Annotated in this window: 25 protein-coding genes; 13 read left to right on the top strand and 12 right to left on the bottom strand. The window is 68.8% G+C overall.

From position 1 onward, the window contains the following. The first annotated feature begins 72 nt into the window (after window positions 1-72). From IEY82_RS18410 to IEY82_RS18395, 4 genes are read left to right on the top strand one after another with little or no spacing between them, the layout of a single operon-like run. A complete protein-coding gene (locus tag IEY82_RS18410) occupies window positions 73-696 on the top strand; it encodes a hypothetical protein (protein WP_189125376.1) in 624 nt (207 codons plus the stop codon). Further along, window positions 693-1,013: a transcriptional regulator gene (locus IEY82_RS18405; protein ID WP_225262953.1), complete on the top strand. Its 321-nt coding sequence runs from the start codon at window positions 693-695 to the stop codon at window positions 1,011-1,013. Before IEY82_RS18410 ends, IEY82_RS18405 begins: the two co-directional genes overlap by 4 nt. Next, window positions 1,013-1,939: an ABC transporter ATP-binding protein gene (locus IEY82_RS18400; RefSeq protein WP_189125374.1), complete on the top strand. Its 927-nt coding sequence runs from the start codon at window positions 1,013-1,015 to the stop codon at window positions 1,937-1,939. Before IEY82_RS18405 ends, IEY82_RS18400 begins: the two co-directional genes overlap by 1 nt. Continuing rightward, window positions 1,932-2,672: an ABC transporter permease gene (locus IEY82_RS18395; RefSeq protein ID WP_189125373.1), complete on the top strand. Its 741-nt coding sequence runs from the start codon at window positions 1,932-1,934 to the stop codon at window positions 2,670-2,672. The genes IEY82_RS18400 and IEY82_RS18395 overlap by 8 nt, the downstream gene beginning before the upstream one ends. A gap of 84 nt (window positions 2,673-2,756) precedes the next feature. On the opposite strand, the gene IEY82_RS18390 is transcribed toward IEY82_RS18395, so the two are convergent. From IEY82_RS18390 to lon, 8 genes are all read right to left on the bottom strand, one after another. Beyond that, on the bottom strand, window positions 2,757-3,983 hold the full coding sequence (locus IEY82_RS18390) for a S1C family serine protease (protein WP_189125372.1): 1,227 nt from the start codon (window positions 3,981-3,983) through the stop codon (window positions 2,757-2,759). Between the two features lie 264 nt (window positions 3,984-4,247). Beyond that, window positions 4,248-5,780, bottom strand: a complete 1,533-nt coding sequence (locus IEY82_RS18385) for an AMP-binding protein (protein WP_189125371.1) — start codon at window positions 5,778-5,780, stop codon at window positions 4,248-4,250. A 99-nt stretch (window positions 5,781-5,879) separates the two neighbouring features. Next, on the bottom strand, window positions 5,880-6,479 hold the full coding sequence (locus IEY82_RS18380; protein WP_189125370.1) for a hypothetical protein: 600 nt from the start codon (window positions 6,477-6,479) through the stop codon (window positions 5,880-5,882). 135 nt (window positions 6,480-6,614) lie between these two features. Beyond that, window positions 6,615-7,442, bottom strand: coding sequence for a MetQ/NlpA family ABC transporter substrate-binding protein (locus IEY82_RS18375; RefSeq protein ID WP_189125369.1), 828 nt, complete (start codon window positions 7,440-7,442; stop codon window positions 6,615-6,617). Between the two features lie 10 nt (window positions 7,443-7,452). Then, entirely contained in the window at window positions 7,453-8,112 is a 660-nt protein-coding gene (locus tag IEY82_RS18370) for a methionine ABC transporter permease (RefSeq protein ID WP_189125368.1), read from the bottom strand. Continuing rightward, complete coding sequence (locus IEY82_RS18365; protein WP_189125367.1) at window positions 8,109-9,059, bottom strand: methionine ABC transporter ATP-binding protein; 951 nt, start codon at window positions 9,057-9,059, stop codon at window positions 8,109-8,111. Before IEY82_RS18365 ends, IEY82_RS18370 begins: the two co-directional genes overlap by 4 nt. 331 nt (window positions 9,060-9,390) lie before the next feature. After that, window positions 9,391-10,527 (bottom strand): Fic family protein, encoded by a 1,137-nt coding sequence (locus IEY82_RS18360; protein WP_189125366.1) that lies wholly within the window; start codon window positions 10,525-10,527, stop codon window positions 9,391-9,393. A gap of 147 nt (window positions 10,528-10,674) precedes the next feature. Next, entirely contained in the window at window positions 10,675-13,035 is a 2,361-nt protein-coding gene (gene lon / locus IEY82_RS18355) for an endopeptidase La (RefSeq protein WP_189125365.1), read from the bottom strand. A 167-nt stretch (window positions 13,036-13,202) separates the two neighbouring features. Between lon and IEY82_RS18350 the strand changes: the two genes are divergently transcribed. Together IEY82_RS18350 and IEY82_RS18345 are read left to right on the top strand one after the other, a co-directional pair. After that, entirely contained in the window at window positions 13,203-14,477 is a 1,275-nt protein-coding gene (locus tag IEY82_RS18350) for a sensor histidine kinase (RefSeq protein WP_189125364.1), read from the top strand. After that, window positions 14,474-15,130, top strand: coding sequence for a response regulator (locus IEY82_RS18345; protein ID WP_189125363.1), 657 nt, complete (start codon window positions 14,474-14,476; stop codon window positions 15,128-15,130). Before IEY82_RS18350 ends, IEY82_RS18345 begins: the two co-directional genes overlap by 4 nt. Here the strand turns inward: IEY82_RS18345 and IEY82_RS18340 are convergent. After that, window positions 15,097-15,534 (bottom strand): hypothetical protein, encoded by a 438-nt coding sequence (locus IEY82_RS18340; protein WP_189125362.1) that lies wholly within the window; start codon window positions 15,532-15,534, stop codon window positions 15,097-15,099. The two genes, IEY82_RS18345 and IEY82_RS18340, sit on opposite strands and share 34 nt — an antisense overlap. An 813-nt stretch (window positions 15,535-16,347) precedes the next feature. On the opposite strand from IEY82_RS18340, the gene IEY82_RS18335 reads away from it, so the two are divergent. From IEY82_RS18335 to IEY82_RS18320, 4 genes are all read left to right on the top strand, one after another. After that, window positions 16,348-16,896 carry a SigE family RNA polymerase sigma factor gene (locus tag IEY82_RS18335; protein WP_189125361.1) on the top strand — a complete coding sequence of 183 codons (549 nt, stop codon included), beginning with the start codon at window positions 16,348-16,350 and terminating at the stop codon, window positions 16,894-16,896. Further along, on the top strand, window positions 16,893-18,062 hold the full coding sequence (locus IEY82_RS18330) for a hypothetical protein (protein ID WP_189125360.1): 1,170 nt from the start codon (window positions 16,893-16,895) through the stop codon (window positions 18,060-18,062). Before IEY82_RS18335 ends, IEY82_RS18330 begins: the two co-directional genes overlap by 4 nt. Window positions 18,063-18,170: 108 nt before the next feature. Further along, window positions 18,171-19,010: an alpha/beta hydrolase gene (locus IEY82_RS18325; RefSeq protein ID WP_189125359.1), complete on the top strand. Its 840-nt coding sequence runs from the start codon at window positions 18,171-18,173 to the stop codon at window positions 19,008-19,010. Window positions 19,011-19,213: 203 nt separating this feature from the next. Then, window positions 19,214-19,858 carry a biliverdin-producing heme oxygenase gene (locus IEY82_RS18320; RefSeq protein WP_189125358.1) on the top strand — a complete coding sequence of 215 codons (645 nt, stop codon included), beginning with the start codon at window positions 19,214-19,216 and terminating at the stop codon, window positions 19,856-19,858. Between the two features lie 131 nt (window positions 19,859-19,989). On the opposite strand, the gene IEY82_RS18315 is transcribed toward IEY82_RS18320, so the two are convergent. Beyond that, window positions 19,990-20,673, bottom strand: coding sequence for a hypothetical protein (locus tag IEY82_RS18315; protein WP_189125357.1), 684 nt, complete (start codon window positions 20,671-20,673; stop codon window positions 19,990-19,992). Between the two features lie 358 nt (window positions 20,674-21,031). Between IEY82_RS18315 and IEY82_RS18310 the strand changes: the two genes are divergently transcribed. Continuing rightward, complete coding sequence (locus tag IEY82_RS18310; protein ID WP_189125463.1) at window positions 21,032-21,202, top strand: DUF397 domain-containing protein; 171 nt, start codon at window positions 21,032-21,034, stop codon at window positions 21,200-21,202. Here the strand turns inward: IEY82_RS18310 and IEY82_RS18305 are convergent. After that, a complete protein-coding gene (locus IEY82_RS18305; RefSeq protein ID WP_189125356.1) occupies window positions 21,199-22,074 on the bottom strand; it encodes a helix-turn-helix domain-containing protein in 876 nt (291 codons plus the stop codon). The two genes, IEY82_RS18310 and IEY82_RS18305, sit on opposite strands and share 4 nt — an antisense overlap. A 342-nt stretch (window positions 22,075-22,416) precedes the next feature. Between IEY82_RS18305 and IEY82_RS18300 the strand changes: the two genes are divergently transcribed. Further along, on the top strand, window positions 22,417-23,016 hold the full coding sequence (locus IEY82_RS18300) for a TetR/AcrR family transcriptional regulator (protein WP_189125355.1): 600 nt from the start codon (window positions 22,417-22,419) through the stop codon (window positions 23,014-23,016). A 61-nt stretch (window positions 23,017-23,077) separates the two neighbouring features. Beyond that, a complete protein-coding gene (locus IEY82_RS18295) occupies window positions 23,078-24,496 on the top strand; it encodes an MFS transporter (RefSeq protein WP_225262949.1) in 1,419 nt (472 codons plus the stop codon). Window positions 24,497-24,577: 81 nt separating this feature from the next. Here IEY82_RS18295 and IEY82_RS18290 read toward each other — a convergent pair whose 3' ends face one another. Next, window positions 24,578-25,807: a cytochrome P450 gene (locus tag IEY82_RS18290; RefSeq protein WP_225262947.1), complete on the bottom strand. Its 1,230-nt coding sequence runs from the start codon at window positions 25,805-25,807 to the stop codon at window positions 24,578-24,580. Window positions 25,808-25,819: the final 12 nt, after the last annotated feature.

Raw genomic sequence — 25,819 nt, 5'->3', positions numbered from 1 at the left:
CCCATCAGGGCTTGTGTTGGCGTCGCAAGCTGGTTTAAAGTACAAACCAGTTTGACGATGAGAGAGGTTGCGATGGTAGACGAGAGTGAGCGGGCCCCCAGCCCCGAGGAGACGCTCCGGCTCATCGAACGGCAACGCGCCGACACCGTCAGGCAGCTGAGAGGCAACCCGCTGCTGCAGTACGTGCCGTGGGGCGTCGCCTGGGCCATCGGTTTCACCGCGTACTTCCTGCACTACGGGCTCGACGGCACGCCGTACGCGCCGATCACCGAGGCGCAGGCGCTGGCCACGCTGATGGGCGCGCAGCTGGTGGCCGGAGCCGTGGCCGCCTACGGGATCACGAAGCAGAGCGCGCAGACCCGCGGCGACAACTCCGCCCGCGGCACGATGTACGGCTACACCTGGTTCGCCGGGTTCCTGCTGATGTCGGTCATCGCGATCCGGATCTCCCCCATGCTGCCGCCGGCCGAAGCCGGGCTCGTCTGGGCCGGCGCGTCCCTGCTGGTGGTCGGGATCCTCTACATGGCCGGCGGGGCGATCTGGCTCGACTGGCGGATGTTCTTCGTCGGCGCCTGGGTGGTGGCCGTCGACGCCAGCGGCGTCCTGCTCGGCCCCGGATGGCACGCGTTGCTGACCGCCGTGCTGCTGGGGGGCGGGTTCATCGCCGCCGGTCTGTGGTTCCGGCGGCGCCCGTGACCGCCGAAGGGTCGCTGCCGGAGCTGGATCCGGTGATCCACGCGCAGGCCAGGCTGCGGGTGGTGTCCGCCCTCAACACGCTGGCCGACGGCAACGAGATGGCCTTCCCCGCACTCAAGGAGCTGCTCGGCATGACCGCGGGCAACCTGTCGGTCCACCTCACCAAGCTCGAGGACGCCGGCTACGTCCAGATCACCAAGACCCACAAGGGCCGCACCCCCGTCACGTACGTGTCGCTGACCAAGCGCGGGCGGCTGGCCTTCGACGACTACACCAGGGCCATCCGCGCCCTGCTCGACACCGCTGGAGGAAACTGATGGCCGTTCTCGCCAGATCAGCGGAGGTCACCCGTCGCTACGGTGACGTGGTCGCGCTCGATCGGGTGTCACTCGACATCCGGGCGGGCGAGCTGGTCGGCCTGCTCGGCCCCAACGGGGCGGGCAAGTCCACCCTCATCAACCTGTTCGTCGGCCTGCGCCGCCCGACGTCCGGCACGGTCGAGCTGTTCGGCGGCTCCCCCCGCGATCCCCTGATTCGGCGGCACGTCGGCGTCACGCCGCAGGAGACTGGCCTGCCCGAGGTGCTGCGGGTCGCCGAGATCGTGGACTTCGTCTCCGCGCACTTCCCCGACCGGGTCGCCACACCGGAGTTGCTCGACCGCTTCGGGCTGGGCGACCTGGCCAAACGGCAGGTCGGCGGCCTGTCCGGCGGGCAGAGGCGGCGGCTGGCGGTGGCGCTGGCGTTCGCGGGCCGGCCGAAGATGGTCTTCCTCGACGAGCCGACCACCGGGCTCGACGTGGAGGCCCGGCGCACGCTCTGGGATGGCGTCAGATCGTTCCACGAGGAGGGCGGCACCGTCCTGCTCACCAGCCACTACCTGGAGGAGATCGAGGCCCTCGCGCAGCGGGTGGTGGTCGTCGGCCACGGCCGGGTGCTGGCCGACGACACCGTCCAGGCGGTGCGCGACGTGGTGGGGGTGCGGCGCGTCTCACTGGTCGCAGGCACCCTGCCCGAGCTGCCCGGCGTGCTGGGCGTCGAGCACGCCGACGGCCGCACCCACCTGGTCACCACTGACCCCGACCGGCTGGTCGTCGAGCTGGTGCGGAGCGGCACGCCGTTCTCCGGGCTGGAGATCAGGCCGACCACCCTCGAAGAGGCCTTCCTGGCCATCACCTCGCAGGAGACGACCTCCAAGGAGACGACCTCAGAGGAAACGACGTCGAAGGAGAGCACGCATGTCTAGCCTGATCCTCACCCACACCCGCTATCAGATGCTGGAGCAGATGCGGATCCCGATCAGCTGGGTGGCGAGCGCCTTCTTCCCGGCCGCGTCGATGCTGGCGTTCGTGGTGCCGTTCGCCGCCGCCGACCCTGTCGCCGCGACCCGGGCGACGGGGTCGATGATGATGATCGGCGCCATCTCGGCCGCTCTGATCGGGCTGAGCATCACGGTCTCCCAGGACCGCGAGCAGCCGTGGAACCACTACCTGCGCACTCTGCCCGCCGGTCCGCTGCCGCGCTTCGCCGGGCGGATCTTCACCAGCATGGCGATCATGGCGGTCGCGGTGATCCCGGTGCTGGTCATCGCGGCCCTGTTCACCGAGGCGGCGATCACCTGGCCCCGGCTGCTGCTGGGGATCGGCGCCCTGCTGGCCGGGTCCGTCCCGTTCATGCTGATCGGGCTGTTCCTCGGCTTCACGCTGCCGTCCAAGGCGGCGATCGCCGTGTCGCAGCTGCTGTTCTTCCCCATGTGCATCCTGGGCGGCCTGTTCCTGCCGCCGCAGATCATGCCGGACTTCGTCCAGGCCCTCTCGCCGTACGTGCCGAGCCGCGGCGCGGTGGAGCTGGTCTGGAGCGCCACCACCGGATCCGCCGCCGACCCGGCCGGTCTGGTCATGCTCGCGGTGTGGACGGTGGCCGCGGGGGTGGCGGCGGTCTGGGCGTACCGGCGTGACGAGGGCCGCAGGTTCGCCTGAGCCGTCCCGGTCTCTCGAAACGGGGGGGTGTGCCGCCAAGTCCGCAGCGATCTCGACGGCACACCCGTCCGTGAGGGGGTCCGGTTATTTCTTCTCTGCGAGGGTGACGGTGACGTTACTCGTCTTACCGTCCCTCATATATGTGATCTGTACCTGTTGGCCCACTTTGAAACCTCTGACCTGCCCCACAACCGTGTCCCCGGCATCGACGGCCTTGTCACCGATCTTGGTGATGAGGTCGCCCTGCTTCAGACCCGCCTTCTCCGCCGGGCTTCCGGCCGTCACCTGGCGGATGAGCGCGCCGGGCACGTCACCGGTGGCGTCGGTCACACTCACCCCAAGAAACGCGTGACTGACCTTGCCGCTGCTGATGAGCTGCTCGGACACCTGCTTGGCGGTGTTGATGGGGATCGCGAAACCCACTCCGATGCTGCCGCTGCCGCCGCTCGTGGCGATGGCCGTGTTGATCCCGATCAGCCTGCCCGCCGCGTCGACCAGGGCGCCACCGGAGTTGCCGGGGTTGATCGCCGCGTCCGTCTGGATGGCGCCGCCGATCGTGGTGGGCTGGCTCACCTCACCGCTCTGGCCCCACCCGGGCGGCAGTTGCCGCTGCTCCTGCTCGCCGCCGACGGTGAGCGTGCGGTCAAGGGCGCTGACGATGCCCGCGGTGACCGACCCGTCGAGGCCGAGCGGGCTGCCGATGGCCAGGACGGCGTCGCCGACGTTGAGCTGGTCGCTGTCGCCGAGTGACGCGGCGGTCAGCCCCGACACGCCCTCCGCTCTGATGACCGCGAGGTCCGTGGCCGGGTCGGTCCCCACGACCGAGGCCTTGGCCGTCTTGCCGTCGCTGAACTTGACGGTCATCTGACCGCCGCCCTGCCCGGCGCCCACGACGACGTGGTTGTTGGTGAGGATGAGCCCGTCGTCCGAGAGCACCACGCCGGAGCCCTCACCGGAGCTGCCCTGGATCATCACGACCGACGGCTGCACCTTCCGCGCGACCTCGGCGACGGAAAGCTGGTTGCCGGCCTGCTTGAACACCGGGCTCGGCGCGGAGACCACAGTGGGATCCTGGAACGAGGTGGCGACGACGGCCCCCACGGCGCCGCCGCCGATCGCCATGGCCGCCAGCGCCAGCCCGGCGACGGCCTTGCGCCCCATGGAGACGCCCGGCTTCCTCGGGGGCGGCGGGGGCGGAGGCTGCTGCATGACGACGGTGTCTCGCCGGGGGAAGCCCCCGGCGGAGGGCGGCGTGTCACCGAACTGGCTCCAGCCGCCGTTGCCCTGCTCGCGAGGCTCGTACGCGTTCATCTCGTCTCCTCAAGTCCCGATGACTCAAGAGTGCCAAGACGCGTGTAAGTGCACGTTAAGCCGCTGATCCAAGGTTCCTGGGAAGCCTGACGCACGCTTTATCACCGCTGGTCGAACGCACCCTCCGTGCCCGATCCGGGCCGTGAGAAATCTCTCTTGGCTTCCCGGGCCCGTCCGGCGGACTCCTCGGGCGCCTTCCGCCTGAGCTCGGTGAGGTCCAGGGGCCCGAGCCCCCGGCCCGGTGGACCGGGGGGTGTGAGGCGGCTACTTGGCCGGCCAGTACTCGTCGCGCAGCAGCCGCTTGTAGAGCTTGCCCGTCGGGTGGCGTGGCAGCTCGTCGCGGAAGTCGACCGACTTGGGGCACTTGAAGTGGGCCAGGCGCTCGCGGCAGTAGGCGATCAGCTCGGCCTCCAGCTCGGGCCCGGCCTCGACGTCGGGCATCGGCTCCACCACGGCCTTGACCTGCTCGCCCATCTCCTCGTCCGGCACGCCGATGACCGCCACGTCGGCGACCTTGGGGTGTATGGACAGGAGGTTCTCGGCCTCCTGGGGATAGATGTTCACGCCGCCAGAGATGATCATGTACGACCGGCGGTCCGTCAGGTAGAGCAGACCGTCGGCGTCCAGGTAGCCGATGTCGCCGAGCGTCGTCCAGCCCCGGCCCTTCGGGTCCTGGACCGAGCGGGTCTTGTCGGGGTCGCCGTGATACTCGAAGACGATGCCGCTCTCGAAGTAGATCGTGCCGTGCTCGCCGGGAGGCAGGTCGTTGCCCTCCTCGTCGCAGATGTGCACGGTGCCGAACAGCGACCGGCCGACGGTGCCGGGGTGCGCGAGCCAGTCCTGCGGGCTGGCGTAGAGAAAGCCGTTGCCCTCGGTGCCCGCGTAGTACTCGTGGACGATCGGGCCCCACCACTCCATCATCTGCTGCTTGACCGGGACCGGGCAGGGAGCGGCCGCGTGGATGGCGCACTGCAGCGACGAGAGGTCGTACTTCTTCCGGGTTTCTTCGGGCAGCTTGAGCATCCTGATGAACATGGTCGGCACCAGCTGCGAGTGCGTGACCCCGTACTTCTGGACGAGTTCCAGATACTGCTCGGGATCGAAACGTTCCATCACCACGACCGTCGAGCCGATCCGCTGGAACGCCATGCTGTAGCGCAGCGGCGCGGCGTGGTAGAGCGGCGCGGGCGACAGGTAGACGCTGTCGGCCGTCGGCCCGAACAGACCCGTGATGAGCTGGAGCAGCATGTTCGGCTCGGACATCGGGGTCTGCGGCAGGGGCGGTTTGACGCCCTTGGGCTGACCGGTGGTGCCCGAGGAGTAGAGCATGTCGGCGCCCTGGCACTCGTCGGCGATCGGCGTCACGGGCCGGTCGGCCACCGCGTCCTCGTACGACTCGAAGCCCTCGGCGGTGCCGTCGAGCATCAGCCGCAGCCCGACGCCCGGCGTGGCGGAGGTGATGGAGACGGCGACGTCCGCCAGGCTCGCGCTGGAGATGAACACCTGGGCGCCGCAGTTGTTCACGATGTAGGCGAGCTCGTCGGTCTGCAGCCGTGAGCTGATCGCCGTGTAGTAGAGCCCCGCGCGGTGCGCCGCCCAGGCGATGGCCAGGAACAGGGGGTGGTTGGGCAACATGAAGGCGATATGGTCACCGGGCTGTAGGCCCGAGGCTCGGAACAGGTGGGCCAGCCGGTTCGATTCCTCGTCGAGCTGGCGATAGGTGACGACCTGGCCGGAGCCCGCCATGATCACAGCGGGCTTGTCTGGGGTTACTGCTGCGATGGCTCCCGGATGCATGAACCGAACACTATTCGGTTGCCCCCGCCGGGCGCCAGGGTCGGCGGGCACGACGAAATCGCGACCCCCGCGTGAGGACCGCGATTCCGTCAGACCCGGTCAGGGAGCGGCGTGGTAAACGTCCTTCCAGCCGGAGTGGTGACCGGTCGGACCACCGAAGTGGCCTCTGCTCACGTCCACGTAGATGTGGGCGGCGTCCTTACCGGAGAACGAGTAGTGGGCCGGGAACTTCTCGCAGTTGCGGAAGCTCTTGAAGTACGTGTGGCCGTCGTGGCCGACCACCTTGAAGGTCTCCCATGCGCACTTCTTGCCACCCCACCACTTGTGGTTGCGCAGGGTGCTGTCGACGGTGAAGACGTAGCGGTGCTTCCAGACCCACGCGTGCTTCTTGTGCTTTTTGAAAACAATCTTGCACTTCTTGCCGAACTTGCCGTCCTTGCACACCTTGTGCTTGACCACGTGGGTCTTCCAGTACCAGTGCTTGTAGGGCTGCTTCTCCACGGTGACCTGGCCACGGGCCCTGGCCTTGTCGTCGCTGGAGAAATAGGGTCCCCAGTCGTCCTGGAAGTAGGACGACGAGGCCGCCGTTGCGGCGGACGATGCGGACGTGGTCGCCGCGTTCGCGGCGACGGGCGCGCCCAGAGCCACCATTGAGGCAGCGGCGGCGGCGCCGATCAGAATGCGCGAAACGAGTCGCACTTGGGTCCTCCTCGGGAGAGGTTTTGCTGTCCCCGTATTGGTACGCCGAGGAGATTGCCACTCACTTACATTTCGCTTTAAGTACGCTATCGGGCCCAAATGCCGATATTTCCGATCTTGTCCGCGTTTTCAATGTCATTCTGCCGGGATTACCGAGCCCTCGTACTTCTGCTGGATGAATTCCTTGACCTTCGGGTCCTGGAGCAGCTTGCCGAGGGTCACGATGTTCGCGTCCTTCTCGTGCCCGGCCGGCACGACCAGCCCGTTGACGTACGGGTTGGCCTCGGTCTTCTCCAGCGCCAGGGCCTGCGACGCCGGCTTGAGACCGGCCTCGATGGCGTAGTTGCCGTTGATCACCGCGGCGTCGACGTCGTCCAGCGAGCGCGGCAGCTGGGCGGCCTCCAGGGGCTTGAAGACGAGCTTCTTCGGGTTGCCGGTCACGTCGCGCTCGGTCGCCGAGGTGCCGGCCCCCTCCTTCAGGGTGACCACGCCGTTGTCGGCGAGCAGCTTGAGCGAACGGCCCAGGTTGGTGGCGTCATTGGGCACGGCGACCGTGGCGCCCTCGGGCAGCGCGGCCAGGTCGGCGGCCTTCCTGGAGTAGAGGCCGAGCGGCTCCAGGTGGACGGGGGTGACGAAGCTCAGCTCGGTGCCCTTGGAGGCGTTGAAGTCGTCCAGGTAGGGCTTGTGCTGGAAGAAGTTGGCGGCCAGCCCGCCCTCGGCGAGCTGCACGTTCGGCTGCACGTAGTCGGTGAACTCGACGATCTCAAGCTTGAGCCCGGCGGCCGGGGCGAGGTCGTTCTTGACGAAGGTGAGGATCTCGGCGTGCGGTACCGGGCTGGCGCCCACCTTGAGCACGGTGTCCGCGGACTCCGCCGCCGGCGCGCCGGTGGCGGACTGCGACGCCCCGCACGCGGTGAGCGACACGGCAAGAGCGACAACTCCCGCGATGGCACGAAGTTTCATGATTTTTCCTTTACTTACTGTGTGATAGACGCCGGGCGACCGCGTCGCCCAAGCTCTGGATCAGCTGCACGATCACGACCAGCAGCACCACGGTCACGATCATGAGCAGGGTCTCGAACCGCTGGTAGCCGTACCTGACGGCCAGGTCGCCCAGCCCTCCCCCGCCGATGGTCCCGGCCATCGCCGAGTAGCCGATGAGCGCGACGACCGTGACGGTCAGCCCGGCCACCAGCCCGGGCATCGCCTCGGGCAGCAGCACCTTCCGGACGATCGCCGTACGGCTCGCCCCCATGGCCTGGGCGGCCTGCACCACGTCCGAGCCCACTTCACGCAGGGCGGTCTCGACGAGCCGGGCGAAGAACGGCACCGCGCCGACCGTGAGCGGCACGACCACGGCGGCGGTCCCGATGGTGGTGCCGACGACCAGCCGGGTGAACGGGATGATCGCGATCATCAGCACGATGAACGGCAGCGACCGGCCCACGTTCACGATGACGCCCAGCACGGACTTCAGCACCGGGAGGGGCCGCAGCCCGCCCCGGTCGAACACCACCAGCGCCACACCGATCGGCAGCCCGAACAGCACGGTGAACACGGTGGACCAGCCGACCATGAGGGCCGTCTGCCAGGTCGACTCCCACAGCAGGGGCGCCATCTCGTCCCAGGTCATCGGGCCACCTCCACCAGCAGGCCACGCTCGCGCAGGTAGGCCAGGGCGGGGGCGGCCTCCCCGGTGAGCGCGACGCGGAGGCGGCCGACGGCCCCTCCGGCGAGGTCCTCGATCGAGCCGCCGAGAATGCTGACCTCGACGTCGAACTCGCGCACCACCTCCGACACCACCGGACGCTGCGGGTCGCCGGTGAAGGTGAGGGTCACCGAACCCGCCGGAGCCGGCTCGGGCAGCGGGAAGATCTCCCTGGTCAGCCGCGAGCCGGGCGTCCTGATCAGGCCGGCGATGGAGCCCGACTCCTCGATCCGGCCGCCGGCCATGATGGCGACCGAGTCGCAGACGCTCTTGACGACGTTCATCTCGTGGGTGATCAGCAGGATGGTCAGGCCCAGCTCGGCGTTGAGCCGCTTGAGCAGGTCGAGGATCGACCGGGTGGTGGCCGGGTCGAGCGCCGAGGTGGCCTCGTCCGACAGCAGCACCGCGGGGTCGCCGGCGAGCGCCCGGGCGATGCCGACGCGCTGCTTCTGACCGCCGGACAGCTGGTGCGGCCGGTCACCGCCCCGTCCGCCGAGACCCACGAGGTCCAGCAACTCGGCGACCCTGCGCTCGCGCTCGGCCCGGGCGACGCCCATGACTTCGAGGGGAAAGGCCACGTTCGCCGCGACGGTGCGCGAGGACAGCAGCGCGAAGTGCTGGTGGATCATGCCGATGCGCCGGCGGGCGTGGTTCAGCTCGCCGCTGCGCAGCGCGGTCAGCTCCTGCCCGGCCACGGTGACCGTGCCGCGGCCGGGCCGTTCGAGCAGGTTGACGCAGCGCAGCAGGGTGCTCTTGCCCGCGCCGCTCCGGCCGAGCACGCCGTAGATCTCGCCTTCGCGTACGTGCAGGTCGACGCCGTCAAGAGCGACGGTTTCGCCGTACGACTTGTGCAGGCCGGATGCCTGGATCACGAAAAATCCCCATTTATGACAGCGGACACGCCGCTGGAAGCCGACAACGCCATCGTCGAGAGCCGGACGAGGTCAGTGCGTGCCCGGATGGAAGGGCAGATGGCTCAGCCTGCGCAGCACGAAAACAGGGGTGATCATGGGGGACCTATCGGAGGAGGAACGGGTCGGGGGTCGCTCAGCGGGCCTGACAGCCCATGGCGCACATTCGCCCCATACGCATGCGACAGCACATGACGCCACGGGCGCCCAGGTCGTTCGCGTATGCCTCGTTCACGCCCCTACTAACGATCGCCGCACCTGCCGCTATTCCGGACAGTGGGCGTGATCTGGCTCACCTGGCCTGGACGTAGGGATCGCGCAAGGGGGTCGCCCTGCCGGCGAACTCCGCCTTGATCTCGACCATGCGCGGGCCGGGGGCGTAGAAACGGCCCTTGGTCTCTCCGTAGGGCGACAGCCATCCCTTGGCGGCCAGGTCGCGCAGGTCCCGGGCCGCCTGTCCCTGGCTCAGGGACTCGTCGGCCTGATAGCGGCTCCGGCGCAGCCTCCGGGTGACGAAGACCTCGTACAGCGCCGACACCGTCCTGGTGTTGAGCCCGTCGGAGTCGACCTGCTTCTCCAGGAGCATCCAGATCTCGCCCGCCTCGGCGAGGCGCTGGCGTACGCGCTGGGCCTGCATGTGATGGGCGCGCAGACAGAACCGCACCCAGGCGAGCGTGTCGCCATGCGGGCTCCACTGCCGGCGGCCGACCTCTCCCAGGACGTCGTAGTAGGCGATGGTGGTGCGTTGCTGACCGAGCCATTCCTCGATAGAGCAGAACTCGGGCGTTGTGATCTGGTCCCGGCCCAGGACGAGCGTCTGCAGCGCCCTGGACATCCGGCCGTTGCCGTCTCGCCAGGGGTGGACCTTGACGAGGTTGAGGTGCGCCATGGCGGCTCTCACATAGCTCGGAACGCCCAGGTCACCGTCGTTGAGCCACTCGATCAGCTCATCCAGCAGCTTTGGCACCAGATCGGCGTCGGGCCCCTCGTAGACCACCGCGCCGGACACGGAGTCGCGAATGTAGATCCCGCCCGGGCGCACCACGCCCGGAGTCTTGTCGCGGTGGTGGCCGATCATCATGAAGTTCAGCGCGTTGAGCAGCCCCGTGTCGTAGCGGAACGCCGGAGCCCGTGAGAGCAGCTGGATGTAGGTCAGGGCCTGCTGGTAGCCGGCGATCTCGCGGGCCACGGACCCGGAGGTCTCCAGCGGCTCCTCCCCCGACATGATCGACTCGATGTCCTCGACACTGGCCCGGTAGCCCTCGATGGAGTTGGACCCCTGGATCGCGCGCGCCTGCAGCTGCCTGCGCAGCTGGCCGTCCCAGCGGTGGGTCTCGGCGAGCCGGTATTTCAGGTCGCGCCGCATGTCCTCGATCTCGGCGAGGACCGCCTGGTCGGCGGGGTCGAGCGAAGGCGTGGCGTAGAGCATGCCCTCATAGAAGCATGAACGAATCATCCGGTCAAAGCGATGAATGATTTGTCCATCTATGCGACTGCCCCGCCGTACCCCTGGAAGGGACACGGCGCGGCTGCCCCGCCGTACCCCTGAAAGGGACACGGCGGGGCAGGACGGAGATCAGGCCGCCGCCGTGGCGGCGACCTGCGCCGGGCTGAGGGCGATGTCGAGGACCTCGCGCACGTCGCTGACCGTGTGGATGGTCAGCTCGCCGCGCACCTCCTCGGGCACGTCGTCCAGGTCCGGCTCGTTGCGGGCCGGGATGAGCACCGTGGTGATGCCCGCCCGGTGCGCCGCCAGCAGCTTCTGCTTGACGCCGCCGATCGGCAGGACCCGCCCGGTGAGCGAGATCTCGCCGGTCATCGCCACGTCACCGCGGACCTGGCGGCCCGACAGGAGCGAGGCCAGCGCGGTGGTCAGCGTCACACCGGCCGAGGGTCCGTCCTTGGGCACGGCGCCCGCCGGGAAGTGGACGTGGATCGAGCGGTCCTTGAGCGCCGTGACGGGCAGCTCCAGCTCCGCTCCGTGGGAGCGCAGGTAGGACAGCGCGATCCGGGCCGACTCCTTCATGACGTCGCCCAGCTGGCCGGTCAGCGTGAGCCCGGTGTCACCGGTCTCGGGGTCGGCCAGCGACGCCTCCACGTAGAGCACGTCGCCGCCGGCGCCGGTGACCGCGAGGCCCGTGGCCACGCCCGGCACCGAGGTGCGCTGCTTGGCCTCGGGCAGCGACGACTCCGGCACGAACCGGGGCCGGCCGAGGTAGCCGGTCAGGTCGTCCTCGCCGACCGTGACGGGCAGCTCGCCGCCCGCAGCGATCTTGCGCAGCACCCGGGCGACCGAACGCTCCAGCGACCGGACCCCTGCCTCACGGGTGTATTCGGCGGCCAGCCTGCGCAGCGCGGCGTCCTCGACGGTGACCTCCTCGGCCGTGAAGCCGGCCTGCTCCAGCTGCCGGGGCAGCAGGTGGTCGCGGGCGATCGCCACCTTCTCGTCCTCGGTGTAGCCGTCGAGGGTGACGACCTCCATCCGGTCGAGCAGCGGCCCGGGGATGGCCTCCAGGACGTTGGCCGTGGCCAGGAAGAGCACGTCGGACAGGTCCAGCTCGACCTCGAGGTAGTGGTCGCGGAACGTGTGGTTCTGCGCCGGGTCGAGCACTTCGAGCAGCGCCGCGGTGGGGTCGCCGCGGTAGTCGGCGCCGACCTTGTCCACCTCGTCGAGCAGCACGACCGGGTTCATCGAGCCGGCCTCGCGGATCGCCCGGACGATGCGGCCGGGCAGCGCGCCGACGTAGGTGCGCCGGTGGCCGCGGATCTCGGCCTCGTCCCGGATGCCGCCCAGCGCGACCCGGACGAACTTCCGGCCCATGGCGCGGGCCACGGACTCGCCCAGCGACGTCTTGCCCACTCCGGGAGGGCCGGCGAGGGCCAGCACGGCGCCGCTGCGGCGGCCTCCCACCACGCCGAGCCCCTGGTCCTGGCGGCGCTTGCGCACGGCCAGGTGCTCGATGATGCGGTCCTTCACGTCAGCGAGGCCGGTGTGGTCGGCGTCGAGCACCGCCCGTGCGCCCGTGATGTCGTAGACGTCCTCGGTCCGCTCGTTCCAGGGGATGTCGAGGACCGTGTCGAGCCAGGTGCGGATCCAGCCGGTCTCCGGAGACTGGTCGGACGTCCGCTCCAGCTTGTCGACCTCCTTGAGCGCGGCCTCACGGACCTTCTCCGGCAGGTCGGCCGCCTCAACGCGGGCCCGGTAGTCCTCCTCCTCGGTCTCGGTGGAGTCACCGTTGAGCTCCTTGAGCTCCTTGCGGACCGCGGCGAGCTGCTGACGCAGCAGGAACTCCCGCTGCTGCTTCTCCATGCCCTCCTGGACGTCCTTGCGGATCGTCTCGGCCACGTCGAGCTCGGCGAGGTGGTCGCGCGACCACTCGATCAGCCTGGCCAGCCGGTCGGCCGGGTCGGCGGCCTCCAGCAGCTCGACCTTCTGGGCGGTGGTCAGCCAGGGGGTGTAGCCGGAGCTGTCGGCCAGCAGGGACGGGTCGTCGATCTGGTTGACCTGGTCGACCACCTGCCAGGCGCCGCGCTTCTGCAGAATCGTGGTGGCCAGGGCCTTGTACTCCTTGGCCAGCTCCTGGGCGCGCTCCCCCACGGCGACGGGCTCGATCGTGCTGGCCTCCACCCAGAGCGCGGCGCCGGGACCGGTCGTCCCGCTGCCCACGCGCACCCGGCTGACGCCGCGCACCACCGCGGCCGGCTCACCGCCGGGCAGCCTGCCGACCTGCTCCACGACGGCCTGCACGCCGATGGCGCCATAACGTCCGTCGATGCGGGGAACGAGAAGCACCCGCGGTTTGTTGAGCCCGGATGCCTGGGCGGCGTCGATCGCCGCGCGCACCTCGGAGTCGGACAGATCCAGCGGAACCACCATGCCGGGCAGGACGACCTCGTCGTCCAGCGGCAGCACCGGAAGGATCAAGCTTTCACTCATGCGAACTCCTCAAGGTTGAGTTATACAGACTCAATTCATTGGAGCCCATCGATGTTCCCTTCCCTGCCGGTGTTCGCTCACAGCGATCGTAATTTTGTAAGCTCGTACCTCTGATGGTCAGACCTGAGGAGGACGCCCGGCGAACCCCGCCCCCGTAGGCTGGTCGGGTGATCTCGGCCGTGGTGAGCCCCTTCGCGCTCGCGCTGTTACGGGGGGAGGCCGACCCGCCGTCGCCTCGTTCGCGGCGGCTCGACCTGCCCGTTCCGCGCCGGCTCCGCGTGATCGCGCCGTTCCAGAGGCTCGACCTCGTGGTGATGGCCGATCTGCTGCTGACCTGGGTCCTGTTCGGCGTCGTGACCGGCGACGTCATCGAGTGGAACGCGAGCGTCGGCGAGCCGTTGTGGGAGGGGCTGATCTACGTGGCCGCCGGCGCCGTGGTCGCGCCGGTCGCCCTGCGTGACCGGTGGCCGCTCGCGGCCTGGCGGACAGCCGTCGTGCTGGCGCCGTTCTGGATCCACGTGGGGTTCACGATCACCCCGGCGGGCGACATGCCCTACCCGGCCTGGGCGGCGATCATGTATCTCCTGGTGCTCTACTCCGTGTCCCTCCGCTGTGACCGGCGCATCACCTTCGCGGCCTGGACCATCACGGTCCTCGCTCTGTGGATCATCCAGCCCAACAGCATGATCGTCGGCACGGTGATGGTGACGGTGGCCGTCCTGTTCGGCTACAACGTGCGCGTGCGCCGCACCGCCACGGCCAAGCTGGTCGAGGAGGAGCACCGCACCCAGGTGGCCGAGAGCGCCCAGGCGGTGCTCGCCGAACGCGCCCGCATCGCGCGCGAGCTGCACGACATCGTCGCCCACCACATGTCGGTGATCGCCATCCAGGCCGAGGCGGTGCCGCTGGAGGCGGCCGGCGATCCCGCGCGGCTGGAGGCGGGCCTGGCCGAGATCCGCGCGCTGTCGCTGGCGGCCATCGCCGAGCTGCGCCAGGTGCTCGGCGTGCTGCGCGACCAGGACGGGCGCACCGACACCGCGCCGCTGCCCGGCCTCGACCGGATCGACGACCTGGTCGCCCACGCCCGCTCCGCCGGGCTGGCCGTGCTGATCAAGCGACCCGGCTCGCTCGACGGGCTGCCGCCCGCCGTCGGCCTGTCGGCCTACCGGATCCTGCAGGAGTCGCTCAGCAACGCGATGCGCCACGCGCCCGGCGCGACAGTCGCGGTCGACGTCGCCCGCGACGACCACGACCTGCGATTACGGGTCGCCAATGGGCCCGGCGAGACGCCCGGCGGCGCCCCGGGGGCCGGTCAGGGGCTGGCGGGCATGCGGGAGCGGGCGGCGCTGCTCGGCGGCGTCCTGGAGGCGGGGCCGACCAAGGAAGGCGGATTCCAGGTGACGGCCAGGCTGCCGATCGCGGGAGCGGAGGAGACGACGTGATCCGGGTGCTGATCGCCGACGACCAGGGCATGGTGCGGACCGGGTTCGGGGTGTTCCTGAGCGCGCAGCCCGACATCGAGGTCGTGGGAGAGGCGGCCGACGGCGCGCAGGCGATCCAGCGGGCCGCCGCCCTCGCCCCCGACGTGGTGCTGATGGACGTGCGGATGCCGGTCATGGACGGGCTGGAGGCGACCAGGCGGCTGCTGTCCGGCGGCGAGGGCCCCAAGGTGCTCATCCTCACCACCTTCGACCTCGACGACTACGTCTACGAGGCGCTGCGGGCAGGGGCCAGCGGATTCCTGCTCAAGGACGCCTCGGCCGCGCAACTGGCCGAGGCGGTGCGGGTCGTCGCGGCCGGCGACGCGCTGATCGCGCCGGCGGTCACCAGGCGGCTGATCCGCGAGTTCGCCCGGCTGGGCGGGCCTCGCGCTCCGGAGGCGCGGCGGCTGGCCGACCTGACGGAGCGCGAGACCGAGGTGCTCACCCTGGTCGCCCAGGCGATGTCCAACCAGGAGATCGCCGGCAAGCTGGTGGTGGCCGAGCAGACGGTCAAGTCACACGTGGGGCGGGTGCTGATGAAGCTCGGCCTGCGCGACCGGGCCCAGGCGATCGTCTACGCCTACGAGACGGGCTTGGTCCGGCCGGGCGAGTGACGCTTGTCGCCGGGCCGTCCCTGGGCGATCAGCACGATGTCGGTGCTGTCGATCGCCCCGTTCTCGATGGCGTGGCAGCCGAGCCTGGCCTGCAGCAGCCTCTCGTACGCCTCGACGGCCGCCGGGTGCACGGCCAGCTCCCTGGCCAGCCGGTCTCCCTGCCTCAGCTCCGCCCAGGCGGTCATCACGCGGGGCAGCTGCTGCCAGACGAGAGCCACGATCGCGAAGACGTAGCCGGCCGCCATCACCCCTCCGGCGTATTCCAGCGCCGCCGCCGACGGCGCGTCGAGCCAGACCTTGGCGGCGAGGCCCGAGCCGCCGCCCAGCGCGGTCGGCGAGACCAGCAGCCCGATCGCGGCGCCCCGGGATGAGCGCCCGACCCGCGTCCCTCGCGACGAGGCCATGCCGGCCGCCTACGCGGAGGAGTCGTCACCGTCGGCGGCCTCGTCCGTGTCGGGCTCGGGAGTTCGCGACACATGAGAGTGACCGAGCAGATACGCTGAGTAGCCGACAACGATTGGGATGACACCTGCCTCATTCGGGGTGACGAACATGGGGAATTGGTGTTGAGTCATGTCGAGTCGCCTTTGTTGTGCCTGACGGGGCGTCAACGGGACGAGGGGGACGACTCCTGCTGCAACAGGATGCCGTCGCCCCCCTCGTCCCACGAACGCACGAGTTGCCGTAATACGCATAACGGGCCTCCCGCTTTCCCTTTAAGGAACTCGAGAGACCCACGAGAAATGGATCTTAGATCCACTCCTCCTCCAGGTCGGGTGTTTCCCGAATAACAGCCGAACATGAAAGAGAATCTCGTTCACGTTCAGCTCAGAGGGCATGTTGGGCCCGCCTGACGGAAGAGTACATAACATCAAGTCCGCCTCGCTCGCGTACTCGTGAATCAAGCTCAGATCAATTCCGGCGCACATACCTCATTGATCACACTCCATTCCGCATCCCGCCATGTCCCCTCGATGCCATTACGGTCTGATGCGATATTTTCGGCGCGACGCGGGACACCGTCCGGAAAGTGCGCGATCGACGGGCAGGCCGTACGGTCGCCGACCGGTTCGAGGAGGTCAACATCGCCGTGGGCCTGGAGCGTCCTCCGCGGCTCAACAGCGAGTTCGCCCCCTGCGTGCCGGAGGCGCGGCGGATGCCGCCTCAGGAAGCAACCTGGACAGCGAAGTATGCATGGAAGAGATACGCGATTCGCGATGCAACGAGCGGTGGAGCGATCGGCGCCGCCGCCACACGAGGGGCCGCCTGCCGAGGCCACGGCCGAGGACGTCCTGGCCGAGCTGTTCCTGACTCAGCGGCTGGGCCTGGTCCGGTTGGCGTTCCTGCTGGTGGGCGATCAGGAGACAGCCGAGGACGTCGTCCAGGACGCCTTCGCGGCGCTCCATCGGCGATGGGGCTCGTTGACCGACCATGATCGGGTACTGCCCTACCTGCGGGCGAGTGTGGTGAACGGATGCCGCATGGTTCACCGGCGGCGATCCATCATGGGAAGGATCACCGGCGACCGGCAGACGCCGTTCTGGTCGGCTGAGGCGGCCACGCTGCTCGGAGAGACGCGCCGTGAGGTGTTCAAGGCGGTGCGCGGCTTACCCCGCCGCCAGCGAGAGGCCGTCGTGTTGCGTTACTACCTCGACCTGTCCGAGGCGGAGATCGCCGAGACCATGGGAATCAGCCGTGGAACGGTGAAGTCGACCGTCTTCCGAGCCCTGAAGGCACTCACCGTCGAACTGGAGGGAAACCGATGAGGCCATGGCTCGAAGACCAGCTCCGTGACGCCTTCAGCGCCGCCGCCGAGCAGGTCGGCCCGGAGACCTTGCGCCCCGCCGAAGAGGCGGTGCGAGCGAAACCCGGCTTCCTCACGCGCCGGTTCGCCCTGGCGGTTCCGCTGGCGGCCGCCCTTGTCGTCGTGGTCATCGGCACGGTCACCGCCATGGTGATCGGGGCGACGACTCCGGCCGGGCCCGCGGCGTACTCCCTCACCGGCCCGCGTTTCCTGCTGGTCGCCGACGGCGACGGCGTGACGGTCCGCGAGGCCCGCACGGGGAAGGTCGCGAGCCGGGTCGGGCTGCCCCCGGCCCCTGAGGGGAGCTTCCGGGAGCCCGGTGGATATCTGCTCGCGGGCGCCGGCGACGGTGAGACGTTCTACATCGCCCAGAGCGTGACGTCCCGCGAGACACAGGTGAGCAGCACGCGGTTCTACCGGGCGCGGGTCGACGAACGGGGGCGACCGGCCGAGTTGGTTCGCGACGTGATCCCCCAGGTGACCGGTACGACGGCGAGTTCCCTCTCCGTCACCGGTGACGGAACTCGGCTGGCGTACAGCCTCGACGGCACGGTGTGCGGTCAAGGGAGAACAGTGCGCTTCTGCCCCGGCGCCCAGCTCACGGTCGTCGATCTGCCCACGGGAACGACACGAACCTGGACGACGAACACCGCTGGACAGATCAAGAGCCTTTCCTGGGCGGCCGATCGCCGCCTGCTCGGCCTGGTGGTCAGCTCCGAGGCTCGGGTCCTGGACACGACCGCCCCCGGCGTCACGCTCGCGATCAGCCGGGTCGTGGCCCCGGGAGAGGAGGCCACCACTTCGGCGATCAGCCCGGACGGACGCAGCATGTTGATCGGCCACACCCGGCTGTCCGACGGCCGGCGACCCCACCGCTACGCCATCGACGAGTACTCCGTCACGGACGGGCGCAAGATCCGCACCTGGTTGAGCAGGGGCCGCGACGGCGACGTCATACCCCGGTGGGACCTGATCCGCTACGACGGTACCGGGCGCCATCTGCTGCTGGCGGGGAACTTCGATCCGCTGAGCAGGCTCGACGACGGACGGGTCACCTCCTTGATCCACCACGGATCTCCTGATCCGAAGCTCTTGGGGTCCCCGCCAGAGATCCGGGCGGCCTGGTGACCGGTCCCTGAACGGGCCGCATCGCCCCGTGTCCCCCTCCGGTACTACGGCGAGGTTCAACCCCTGCGGTGATGTGGGCGCACGGCCGCTCTTCGTACCTTCGAGCACATGTTTCGACACGTGGCGGCAGCGGGTCTGCTGGTGTTCGGCGCGGTCCTGGCGCTGCCCGGGCAGCAGAGCGGGCGTCTGGTGAGGGTGTACGGAGATCTGGCCACGGCCGAGCGGGTGGCGATCATCGTGCCCGGCGCCGACACCACGGTGGAGACGTTCGAGGAGGACACCAAGCGGCCGGGCGGCGCGGCGCGGGCGGTGCTGGCGGAAGCCGCCCGGGTGGCCCCCGGCGACCGCCTGGCCGTGGTCGCCTGGCTGGGCTACGACGCGCCGCCGACGTGGAGCCTGGGCGCCGTCACCGACGCGGCGGCCGGCCAGGGGGCCACGGCGCTCCGGCGCACCGTCCACGACCTGCGCACCCGGACGGCCGCGCCGATCGCGTTACTGTGCCACAGCTACGGGTCGGTGGTCTGCGCCAAGGCCGTCCCCGGGCTGCCGGTCGCCGACCTGGCGGTGTTCGGCAGCCCGGGCATCGGGCCGCTCCCGGCGACCGTACCGGCGACGACCATGCCCGAGCCGACGCCGAGCGCGAGGGTGCAGGCCGACGGCACGGAGACGGAGCGGGACAGGTCTAGGACGGCGCCGGTCGAGGCGACGGAGGCCGAGCAGTCTCCCGTCAGGTTGTGGGCGGGGCTGGGGGCGAACGACTGGATCAGATGGGTGGCCGGATTGAAGGCCGGGCCGCTCGGCTTCGACGGCGATCCCCTGAGCCAGAACACGAGGATCTTCGAGACCGGGGCCATCGGGCACAGCGACTACTTCGCCGTCGGCACAGCCTCATTACGCAACCTCACCCTGATCGCCCTCGGCCGCTCCAGCCAGGTGACCCCCGCTTGACCTGGCTCGCCGGTCCCGGCGCCTCGCGGGCCGGCGCGCGCCCGGCCCCCACATCCGCTCATGCCACCCGCGTCGCCGGTCCTCGTGTGACCGCCGTGATGCTGGGGAAGAGTTTAATGACGTAGTGTCGTCATCGGCTTGACGTCGTCGGCGAAGCTTTGTGACACTGTGTCATAAAACTACCGAACGCCCTGGGGTGAAGTGTGACGCCGTTCTCCGAAGCCTTGAAGCACGCCACCTGGAGCGACCACGAATCGGCCGAGGGCGAGAGCTACCTGACGGAGCTGATGGGCGGCCGGTTGAGCGCGCACGAGTACGGCGAGCTGGTCGCTCAGCACTATTTCGCCTATGTGGCGCTCGACGGCGTCTCCCGGACACTGGCCGATCATCCGGTGGCCGGGCCTTTCGTCTTCCCCGAGCTCTACCGTGAGCCGGCCCTGGTGCGAGACCTGATCACGATCTACGGCGAGGGCTGGCGTGACCGGATCACGCCGTCCAAGGCCACCCAGACCCTGGTCGCGCGGATTCACCAGGTCGCCGACTGGCCGGGCGGCTACATCGCGCATCACTACACCCGCTACATGGGCGACCTGTCGGGCGGCCAGTTCATCCGGATGGAGCTGCAGAAGATCTACGGCTACCAGAAGGGCGACGGCGGCGTCGACTTCTACGTGTTCGACGAGATCGGCAGCCTGCCCCGGTTCAAGAACGAGTACCGCGCCCGGCTCGACGCGCTGGAGCTCGACGAGCAGGAGCGGCAGCGGATCATCCGCGAGGTCAAGCTCGCCTACCAGCTCAACACCGAAGTGCTGACCGAGCTCCGGCACGTCCTCAACGCCGCCGCCTGAAACGTCGCCTAACGAGCCAGTCGCGACCGGACTGGCTCCCTGCTGGGAGAGCGACCGGCTTCGACGCCGAGCGCCACGAGAGGTGTCACGTGGCGGAACGCGCGGTCAACCGCCCCTCGACGGGACCCGGGTCATAGCAATCTCGCCAGAAGGGCGAGGGCGGTGACTGCCACCGCCCCCATGAGGGTCACCCCAAGGGCGTCCTTGTTTCGCCGGAAGAAGCCGGGCCGTTCTTGATCTGGCCCGTTGTAGATGTAGGCGTGGCAGACGACACGGCGCAGAATGAACTTGCAGGCAGGCACCAGGACCATGGTGGCGACCACGGTCGCGGGCAGGAGCCACCAGCTGAGTTTGGCACCCACAATCGCCGAGATGAGCAGGCTGGCGGCGGCGGCGATCAGCACCACGAAAACGTGTCCGACCACGGAACGCTCAAGCGCGAACCTGGTCCATTTCCGCGCGCGTGATCGGCTGATGCCGAGGATTTCCTCTGCGGCCTGAAGAACTTCTCCCGAGTCCTTGTTGTAGCGGAGTTGGGCACGTTCGCCGCAGAGCTCAACCGACAACGGCCGCGTACCGTCCTGGCGGACAGCGCACATGATGACGTGCTTTAGTTCCCGGCTTGCTGTTTGGTCCAGATTTATGAAGTCCTCATGCGAGGTCAGCCTGAACCAGTCGCCACGAGCGTCACGCACTCGGCAGTCGAGGTTGGCAACGCCGGAAACCGCTTTGCCCATCTCCATGAGCGCACTCTGGTCCAGCGCCACCGGCGGCAGGTCGCGCTTCTCCTGCAGCGAAAACTTCTTGATGCTCATTGATCACGTTCTCTTTTGAACTCCATGGCACCCGGTTAGGGTGCGGATCATTGATTCCGCCGGACGGGGGAAAGGTGCGCGTCTCCCGACGAATGGCCGCACTTCGGTATCATCACCGTGCAGCCCGACCTCGGAGCGCAGGACCTTCACAGAATCTCTTCTTCGTCACGGCTTAGCGGATCAGGTTACAGCTTCGTACTTAAGGTCAACTGCGGCCGGTCAGAACCGAGACGTCGACTCCTGATAGTTGTAGGCTTTTAAGTGCGGTCGACGACAGCCGGTGAACAGGTGACTCGAAACCTTCGTGAGTCGCGGCGAGGGCGGTGTAAGGGTGAAAGAGTCTGAGCTCTCAGCGGGCATGTGGCACAGGAGCAGCCACTGTGGCGCCACTGGGGCATGCGTTGAAGTAGCGATGCTGGACGACGACACCATCGCGATGCGGTCATCGAGGCATCCGGAACACCCAGTACTGATCTTCACCCCTGCCGAGTGGGCGACCTTTCTCGACAATCTCCGTGTTGATCATTAGCCGGCGGACATCCTCTCAATCAAGGAAGCGGACTCCTTGAGCGACAAGGCCATCGACTGGAGACTGCTGAAGACTCGCTCGTAGTCGGCGGTTCTGTCCACGTCGTCGAGCAGGTGTGACTCATTGAGATGCTCGAGATAGACGATTTTCGGTTCACTCGGGTCAGGAAAGCCGAGCATGACAAATGCCCGCCCCTCGGCCGGATGAAGGCCCACGTCGACGGAAATCACCTGAATGGAGATACCGGGCCGCGTGCCCATCTCAAGCAGTCGCCGGAGCTGCTCTCGCATCACCCAGCTATCGCCGACCGGCCTCTGAAGCACCTGCTCTTCGATGACGACCCGCAGCTGTGGCGGCGCGTCACCGGCTAAGATCGATTGACGCTGTTCACGCAGTGCGATTCTCTGCGCAGCCAGCGCAGGAGGCACCTTATACGCCTCCATGACCGCGCTCATGTACGACTCCGTCTGCAGCAGTCCTGGCACCAAGAACGGTTGATAGTCGCATATGACCGAGGCTTCGTCTTCGAGACTGATGAAGAACTCGTAGCCTTCGGCGATGACCTCCGCGTACGCTTTCCACCACCCTTTCTTTTCGCGGCTCTGCCGGACCAGCGCGAGCAGTGCCGCGCTGCGCGCACTGGACACCTCATACAACGAGAGCATTTCGCGAACGTCGATCGGGCGGACCGCCACTTGCCCCGTCTCGATTCTGCTCACCTTGGCCGGCGAACACTCTAGGTGCGCCGCGGCGTCTTCGAGGGTCTTGCCGCCCTCCTCTCGCAGTCTTCGTAACATCGCGCCGAGTTGGCGGCGATTCGCCGTCAACCTGTCCGTGACCACGCGGTCGGCTCCCTTCTGGCGGTTCGCCACCCCACTAGGTCCTCCCACACCTGGCGCTCGGAGCCCCAGTTCACGCCGGGGCAAAAGATATCAGAGCGCACGATATACCGAAATGCAAGTACTTGCACTTCGCGATGCTGTCGAGGTCCTGAATTACGGACGAGTCACCCAAAATCGAACTAATCGCCACAAATGGTTGTGTCGCTGATGATGCCTCCCCTGTGGATCCGGAGCGATGACCTGACGGGGCATCGCAGGTGAACCACGAGAACGACTCCTCAGCCGAGCGGCGTGGCTCCCTGGCGGGACAGGCGGTCGCGGCCGGAGGCGGATCGACGGCCGCGGCCCGGCCCTCCGGCCTACCATGGGCCTATGCCCCGCATCTCGGCCGCCACGATCGGCGAGCATCGCGCCCAGACGCGCGACCGCATCCTGCTGGCGGTCTCGCGCCTGTCGAGGGCGCAGGGGATCGACTCCATCTCGATGACCGACGTGGCCAGCGAGGCCGGCATCACCCGGACCGTCCTCTACAACTACTATCCGGACAAGGCGGCCCTGCTGCTCGCCTTCACCGAGCGGGTCACCCACTACTTCATCGAGAGCTACGAGCGGGAGCTGCCCGCCGGCGCCTCTCCCGCCGACCGGCTGCGCGCGTTCGTGCGGTTGCAGCTCGCGGGCCTGGTGGCGCACCCGCATCCGGGGGCGGCCGACCTGAGCGCGGCCCTCGGCCCCGACGCCTACCAGCGGCTGGCCGAGCACGTCGCGCCCATGCACCGCATCCTGGTGGAGATCCTGGAGGGTGGCGTGGCATCGGGTGACTTCCAGGTGGCCGAGGTGGCGGCCACAGCCCGCATGATCTTCGCGGTGATCGGCGCCGAGCGGCTGCCCCTGATCAACGGCACGGTCTCCGTCGAGAAGGCCGACGAGCTGGTGTCGGGCTTCGTGCTCAGGGCCCTCGGCAACGTCTCCTGAGCGCGGCGGCCGGGCGAAGGCGGGCCCGTTCCTGTCGTAGGACGGTGACAGGATGGGGCCCATGCGCAACGGGCAGGTCGAGCTCAGGTCGGCGCGGGGGCGGTGGATCCTGGCCGCCACGGTGCTCGGTTCCGGCATGGCCATGCTCGACGGCACGGTGGTCAACGTCGCCCTGCCGTTCCTGGGCGAGGAGCTCGGCGGCGGCATGGCCGGGCTGCAGTGGACGATCAACTCCTACACGCTCACGCTCGCCGGGCTGATCCTGCTGGGCGGCTCGCTCGGCGACCGCTACGGCAGGCGCAGGGTGTTCGTCATCGGCACGGTCTGGTTCGCTCTGGCCTCCGCGCTGTGCGCGCTGTCGCCGAACATCGAGTTCCTCATCGCCGCCCGCGCGTTGCAGGGGATCGGCGGCGCGCTGCTGACGCCGGGCTCGCTGGCGATCATCCAGGCGTCGTTCGTCCGGGGTGACCGGCCGCGGGCGGTCGGCGTCTGGTCCGGGCTGGGCGGGGTGGCCAGCGCCGTGGGCCCGCTGCTCGGCGGCTGGCTGGTGCAGACGGCGGGCTGGCGCTGGGCGTTCCTGATCAACCTGCCGTTCGCGCTGCTCGTGGTGCTGGTCACGGTGCGGCACGTGCCGGAGAGCCGCGACGAGCAGGCCGTCGGCCGTTTCGACGTGCTCGGGTCGGTGCTGGCCGCGCTGGCGCTGGCGGGGATCACCTACGGGCTGATCGAGGGGGGCGCGCCGGTGCCCCTGGTCGCCGGCGTGCTCCTGGGGGCGGCGTTCGTGGCGGTCGAGAGACGGCGGTCGCCCGACGCGCTGGTGCCCGTCGGGATCTTCCGCGACCGGGTCTTCACGGCCGTGAACATCGTCACGCTGATCATGTACGCCGCGATGGGCGTGGTGTTCTTCCTGCTGGTCGTGCAGCTGCAGGTGGTGTCGGGGTTCTCGCCGGTCGCGGCCGGGGCGGCGCTGCTGCCGGCGACCGTGCTGATGCTGCTGCTGTCACCTCGGGCCGGCGAGGTGGCCAAGCGGCACGGGCCGCGCTGGCCGATGACGGCCGGCATCCTGACGGCGGGGGTCGGCTTCCTGTGGATGAGCACGATCGGCCCCGGCGCGTCCTACCTGCTTCTGGTCATGCCCGCGGTGACCGTGTTCGGCCTGGGCCTGGCGGCGGCGGTGGCGCCGCTGACCGCCACCGTCCTGGCCAGCGCCGACGAGCGCTACGCGGGCACGGCGAGCGGCGTCAACAACGCGGTGGCGCGCACCGGCAGCCTGCTCGCGGTGGCCGCCGTGCCGCCACTGGTCGGCCTGGTGGGTGACGCGTTCAGGCAGCCGCAGGTGTTCGACGCGGGGTTCAAGGCCGCGATGCTGATCAGCGCGGCCATGATGCTCGTCTCCGCGGCGATCACGTTCTTCACGATCCGGGCCAACGTCCTCGCCCCGCAGGACCTGCCTGACCGGCCGCGCGTCGCCGACACGTAGGAGTCAGGTCGCGTGGCGAACAGGTCACGCGTGGCCTTCAGGTCGCGGACGCGTCGTGGTCAGGTCGTGGTCAGGTCGTGGTCAGAAGGTGAACGCCTGGCTGCGGACGCTGTTGTCGAAGTTGGACAGCAGCAGCTCGGGCTCACCGACCGAGCGGATGCCGGGCAGCCGGGTGAGCAGCTCACGGAACATCGTGCGCATCTCCTGCCTGGCCAGGTTTGCGCCCAGGCAGAAGTGGGGGCCCGGGCCGCCGAAGCCGACGTGGGGCTTGGTGTCGCGGGTGATGTCGAAGCTGTCGGCGTCGGGGAAGACGCTCTCGTCGCGGTTGGCCGAGCCGTAGAAGAGCACCACCTTGTCGCCCTTCTTCAGCTCCAGGCCGCGCAGGGAGTGGTCCTGCGTCACCGTACGGCGAAACTGCATGATGGGCGAGACGTAGCGGACCATCTCCTCGATGGTGTTGTTGATGTGCGCGTCGAAGTCGCTCGTCAGCAGCTCGCGCTGCGCGGGGTTGTCGGTGAGCAGCTTGATGCCGTGGGCCATCGTGTTGCGCGCGGTCTCGTTGCCCGCCACCAGCAGCAGCGCGAAGAACGAGCCGAGCTCCTTGTCGGTGAGCTTCTCGCCGTCGGGGTTGGCGGTGACCAGGAGCGAGATCAGGTCGCCCTGGGGGTCGGTGACGCGTTCGTGGCCGAGCTTGATGACCATGCGCTGGAGGGCGAGCAGGGCCAGCATGTTCTGGCCGGCCATCTGGACGCTGCGGGCGAGGCTCGGCCGCACGCCGGTGTAGGCGGTGGAGATGTCGACGTGCTGGTGGACCTTGGCGCGCAGCTCGTCGGGGATGGCCAGCATGTCGCAGATGACGTGGATCGGGAGCCGGGCCGCGACCTGGTCCACGAAGTCGCGCGGCCCGTCGTTCACGACGTCGTCGACGATCTGGGCGCACGCGGTCTCGATGTCGCTCTGCAGACCGGCCAGCATGCGGGGGCTGAACGAGCGGGTGACGATGCGGCGCAGCCTGGCGTGGCGCGGGTCGTCCATGTTGACCATCGACTCGCCGAACACCTGCTTGATCCAGCCCGGAGGTTCGGGGTTGGTGACGGCCGGCTCGCTGGAGAACACCTTGGCGTTGCGGCTGGCCTCGACCACGTCGGCATGGCGTACCAGGGCGTAGAAGCCCTTGCCCGAGCGCAGGAGCGGCACCTTCTTCTCCGGGAAGAACACCGGATGTTCCAGCTGTCTGAGCCGGGCGAACGCCTCGTGTCGCTCTTTAAGTGGTTTGCGCCAGAAATCTAGATCAGCGAGGTCGATGTCCACCCGCCTATCCTG

Origin of the sequence: Nonomuraea cavernae (assembly GCF_014646355.1) — a bacterium.
GTDB lineage: Bacteria > Actinomycetota > Actinomycetes > Streptosporangiales > Streptosporangiaceae > Nonomuraea > Nonomuraea cavernae.
Note: the sequence above shows the minus strand (reverse complement) of the source record. Positions and strands in the feature narration are given on the sequence as shown.

Coding starts and splice junctions, on each gene's coding strand:
- IEY82_RS18410 (WP_189125376.1), top strand. CDS start 73: ATGGTAGACGAGAGTGAGCGGGCCCCCAGCCCCGAGGAGACGCTCCGG.
- IEY82_RS18400 (WP_189125374.1), top strand. CDS start 1,013: ATGGCCGTTCTCGCCAGATCAGCGGAGGTCACCCGTCGCTACGGTGAC.
- IEY82_RS18395 (WP_189125373.1), top strand. CDS start 1,932: ATGTCTAGCCTGATCCTCACCCACACCCGCTATCAGATGCTGGAGCAG.
- IEY82_RS18390 (WP_189125372.1), bottom strand. CDS start 3,983: ATGAACGCGTACGAGCCTCGCGAGCAGGGCAACGGCGGCTGGAGCCAG.
- IEY82_RS18385 (WP_189125371.1), bottom strand. CDS start 5,780: ATGCATCCGGGAGCCATCGCAGCAGTAACCCCAGACAAGCCCGCTGTG.
- IEY82_RS18375 (WP_189125369.1), bottom strand. CDS start 7,442: ATGAAACTTCGTGCCATCGCGGGAGTTGTCGCTCTTGCCGTGTCGCTC.
- IEY82_RS18370 (WP_189125368.1), bottom strand. CDS start 8,112: ATGACCTGGGACGAGATGGCGCCCCTGCTGTGGGAGTCGACCTGGCAG.
- IEY82_RS18360 (WP_189125366.1), bottom strand. CDS start 10,527: ATGCTCTACGCCACGCCTTCGCTCGACCCCGCCGACCAGGCGGTCCTC.
- lon (WP_189125365.1), bottom strand. CDS start 13,035: ATGAGTGAAAGCTTGATCCTTCCGGTGCTGCCGCTGGACGACGAGGTC.
- IEY82_RS18340 (WP_189125362.1), bottom strand. CDS start 15,534: ATGGCCTCGTCGCGAGGGACGCGGGTCGGGCGCTCATCCCGGGGCGCC.
- IEY82_RS18335 (WP_189125361.1), top strand. CDS start 16,348: ATGCAACGAGCGGTGGAGCGATCGGCGCCGCCGCCACACGAGGGGCCG.
- IEY82_RS18330 (WP_189125360.1), top strand. CDS start 16,893: ATGAGGCCATGGCTCGAAGACCAGCTCCGTGACGCCTTCAGCGCCGCC.
- IEY82_RS18325 (WP_189125359.1), top strand. CDS start 18,171: ATGTTTCGACACGTGGCGGCAGCGGGTCTGCTGGTGTTCGGCGCGGTC.
- IEY82_RS18315 (WP_189125357.1), bottom strand. CDS start 20,673: ATGAGCATCAAGAAGTTTTCGCTGCAGGAGAAGCGCGACCTGCCGCCG.
- IEY82_RS18310 (WP_189125463.1), top strand. CDS start 21,032: ATGTGGCACAGGAGCAGCCACTGTGGCGCCACTGGGGCATGCGTTGAA.
- IEY82_RS18300 (WP_189125355.1), top strand. CDS start 22,417: ATGCCCCGCATCTCGGCCGCCACGATCGGCGAGCATCGCGCCCAGACG.
- IEY82_RS18295 (WP_225262949.1), top strand. CDS start 23,078: ATGCGCAACGGGCAGGTCGAGCTCAGGTCGGCGCGGGGGCGGTGGATC.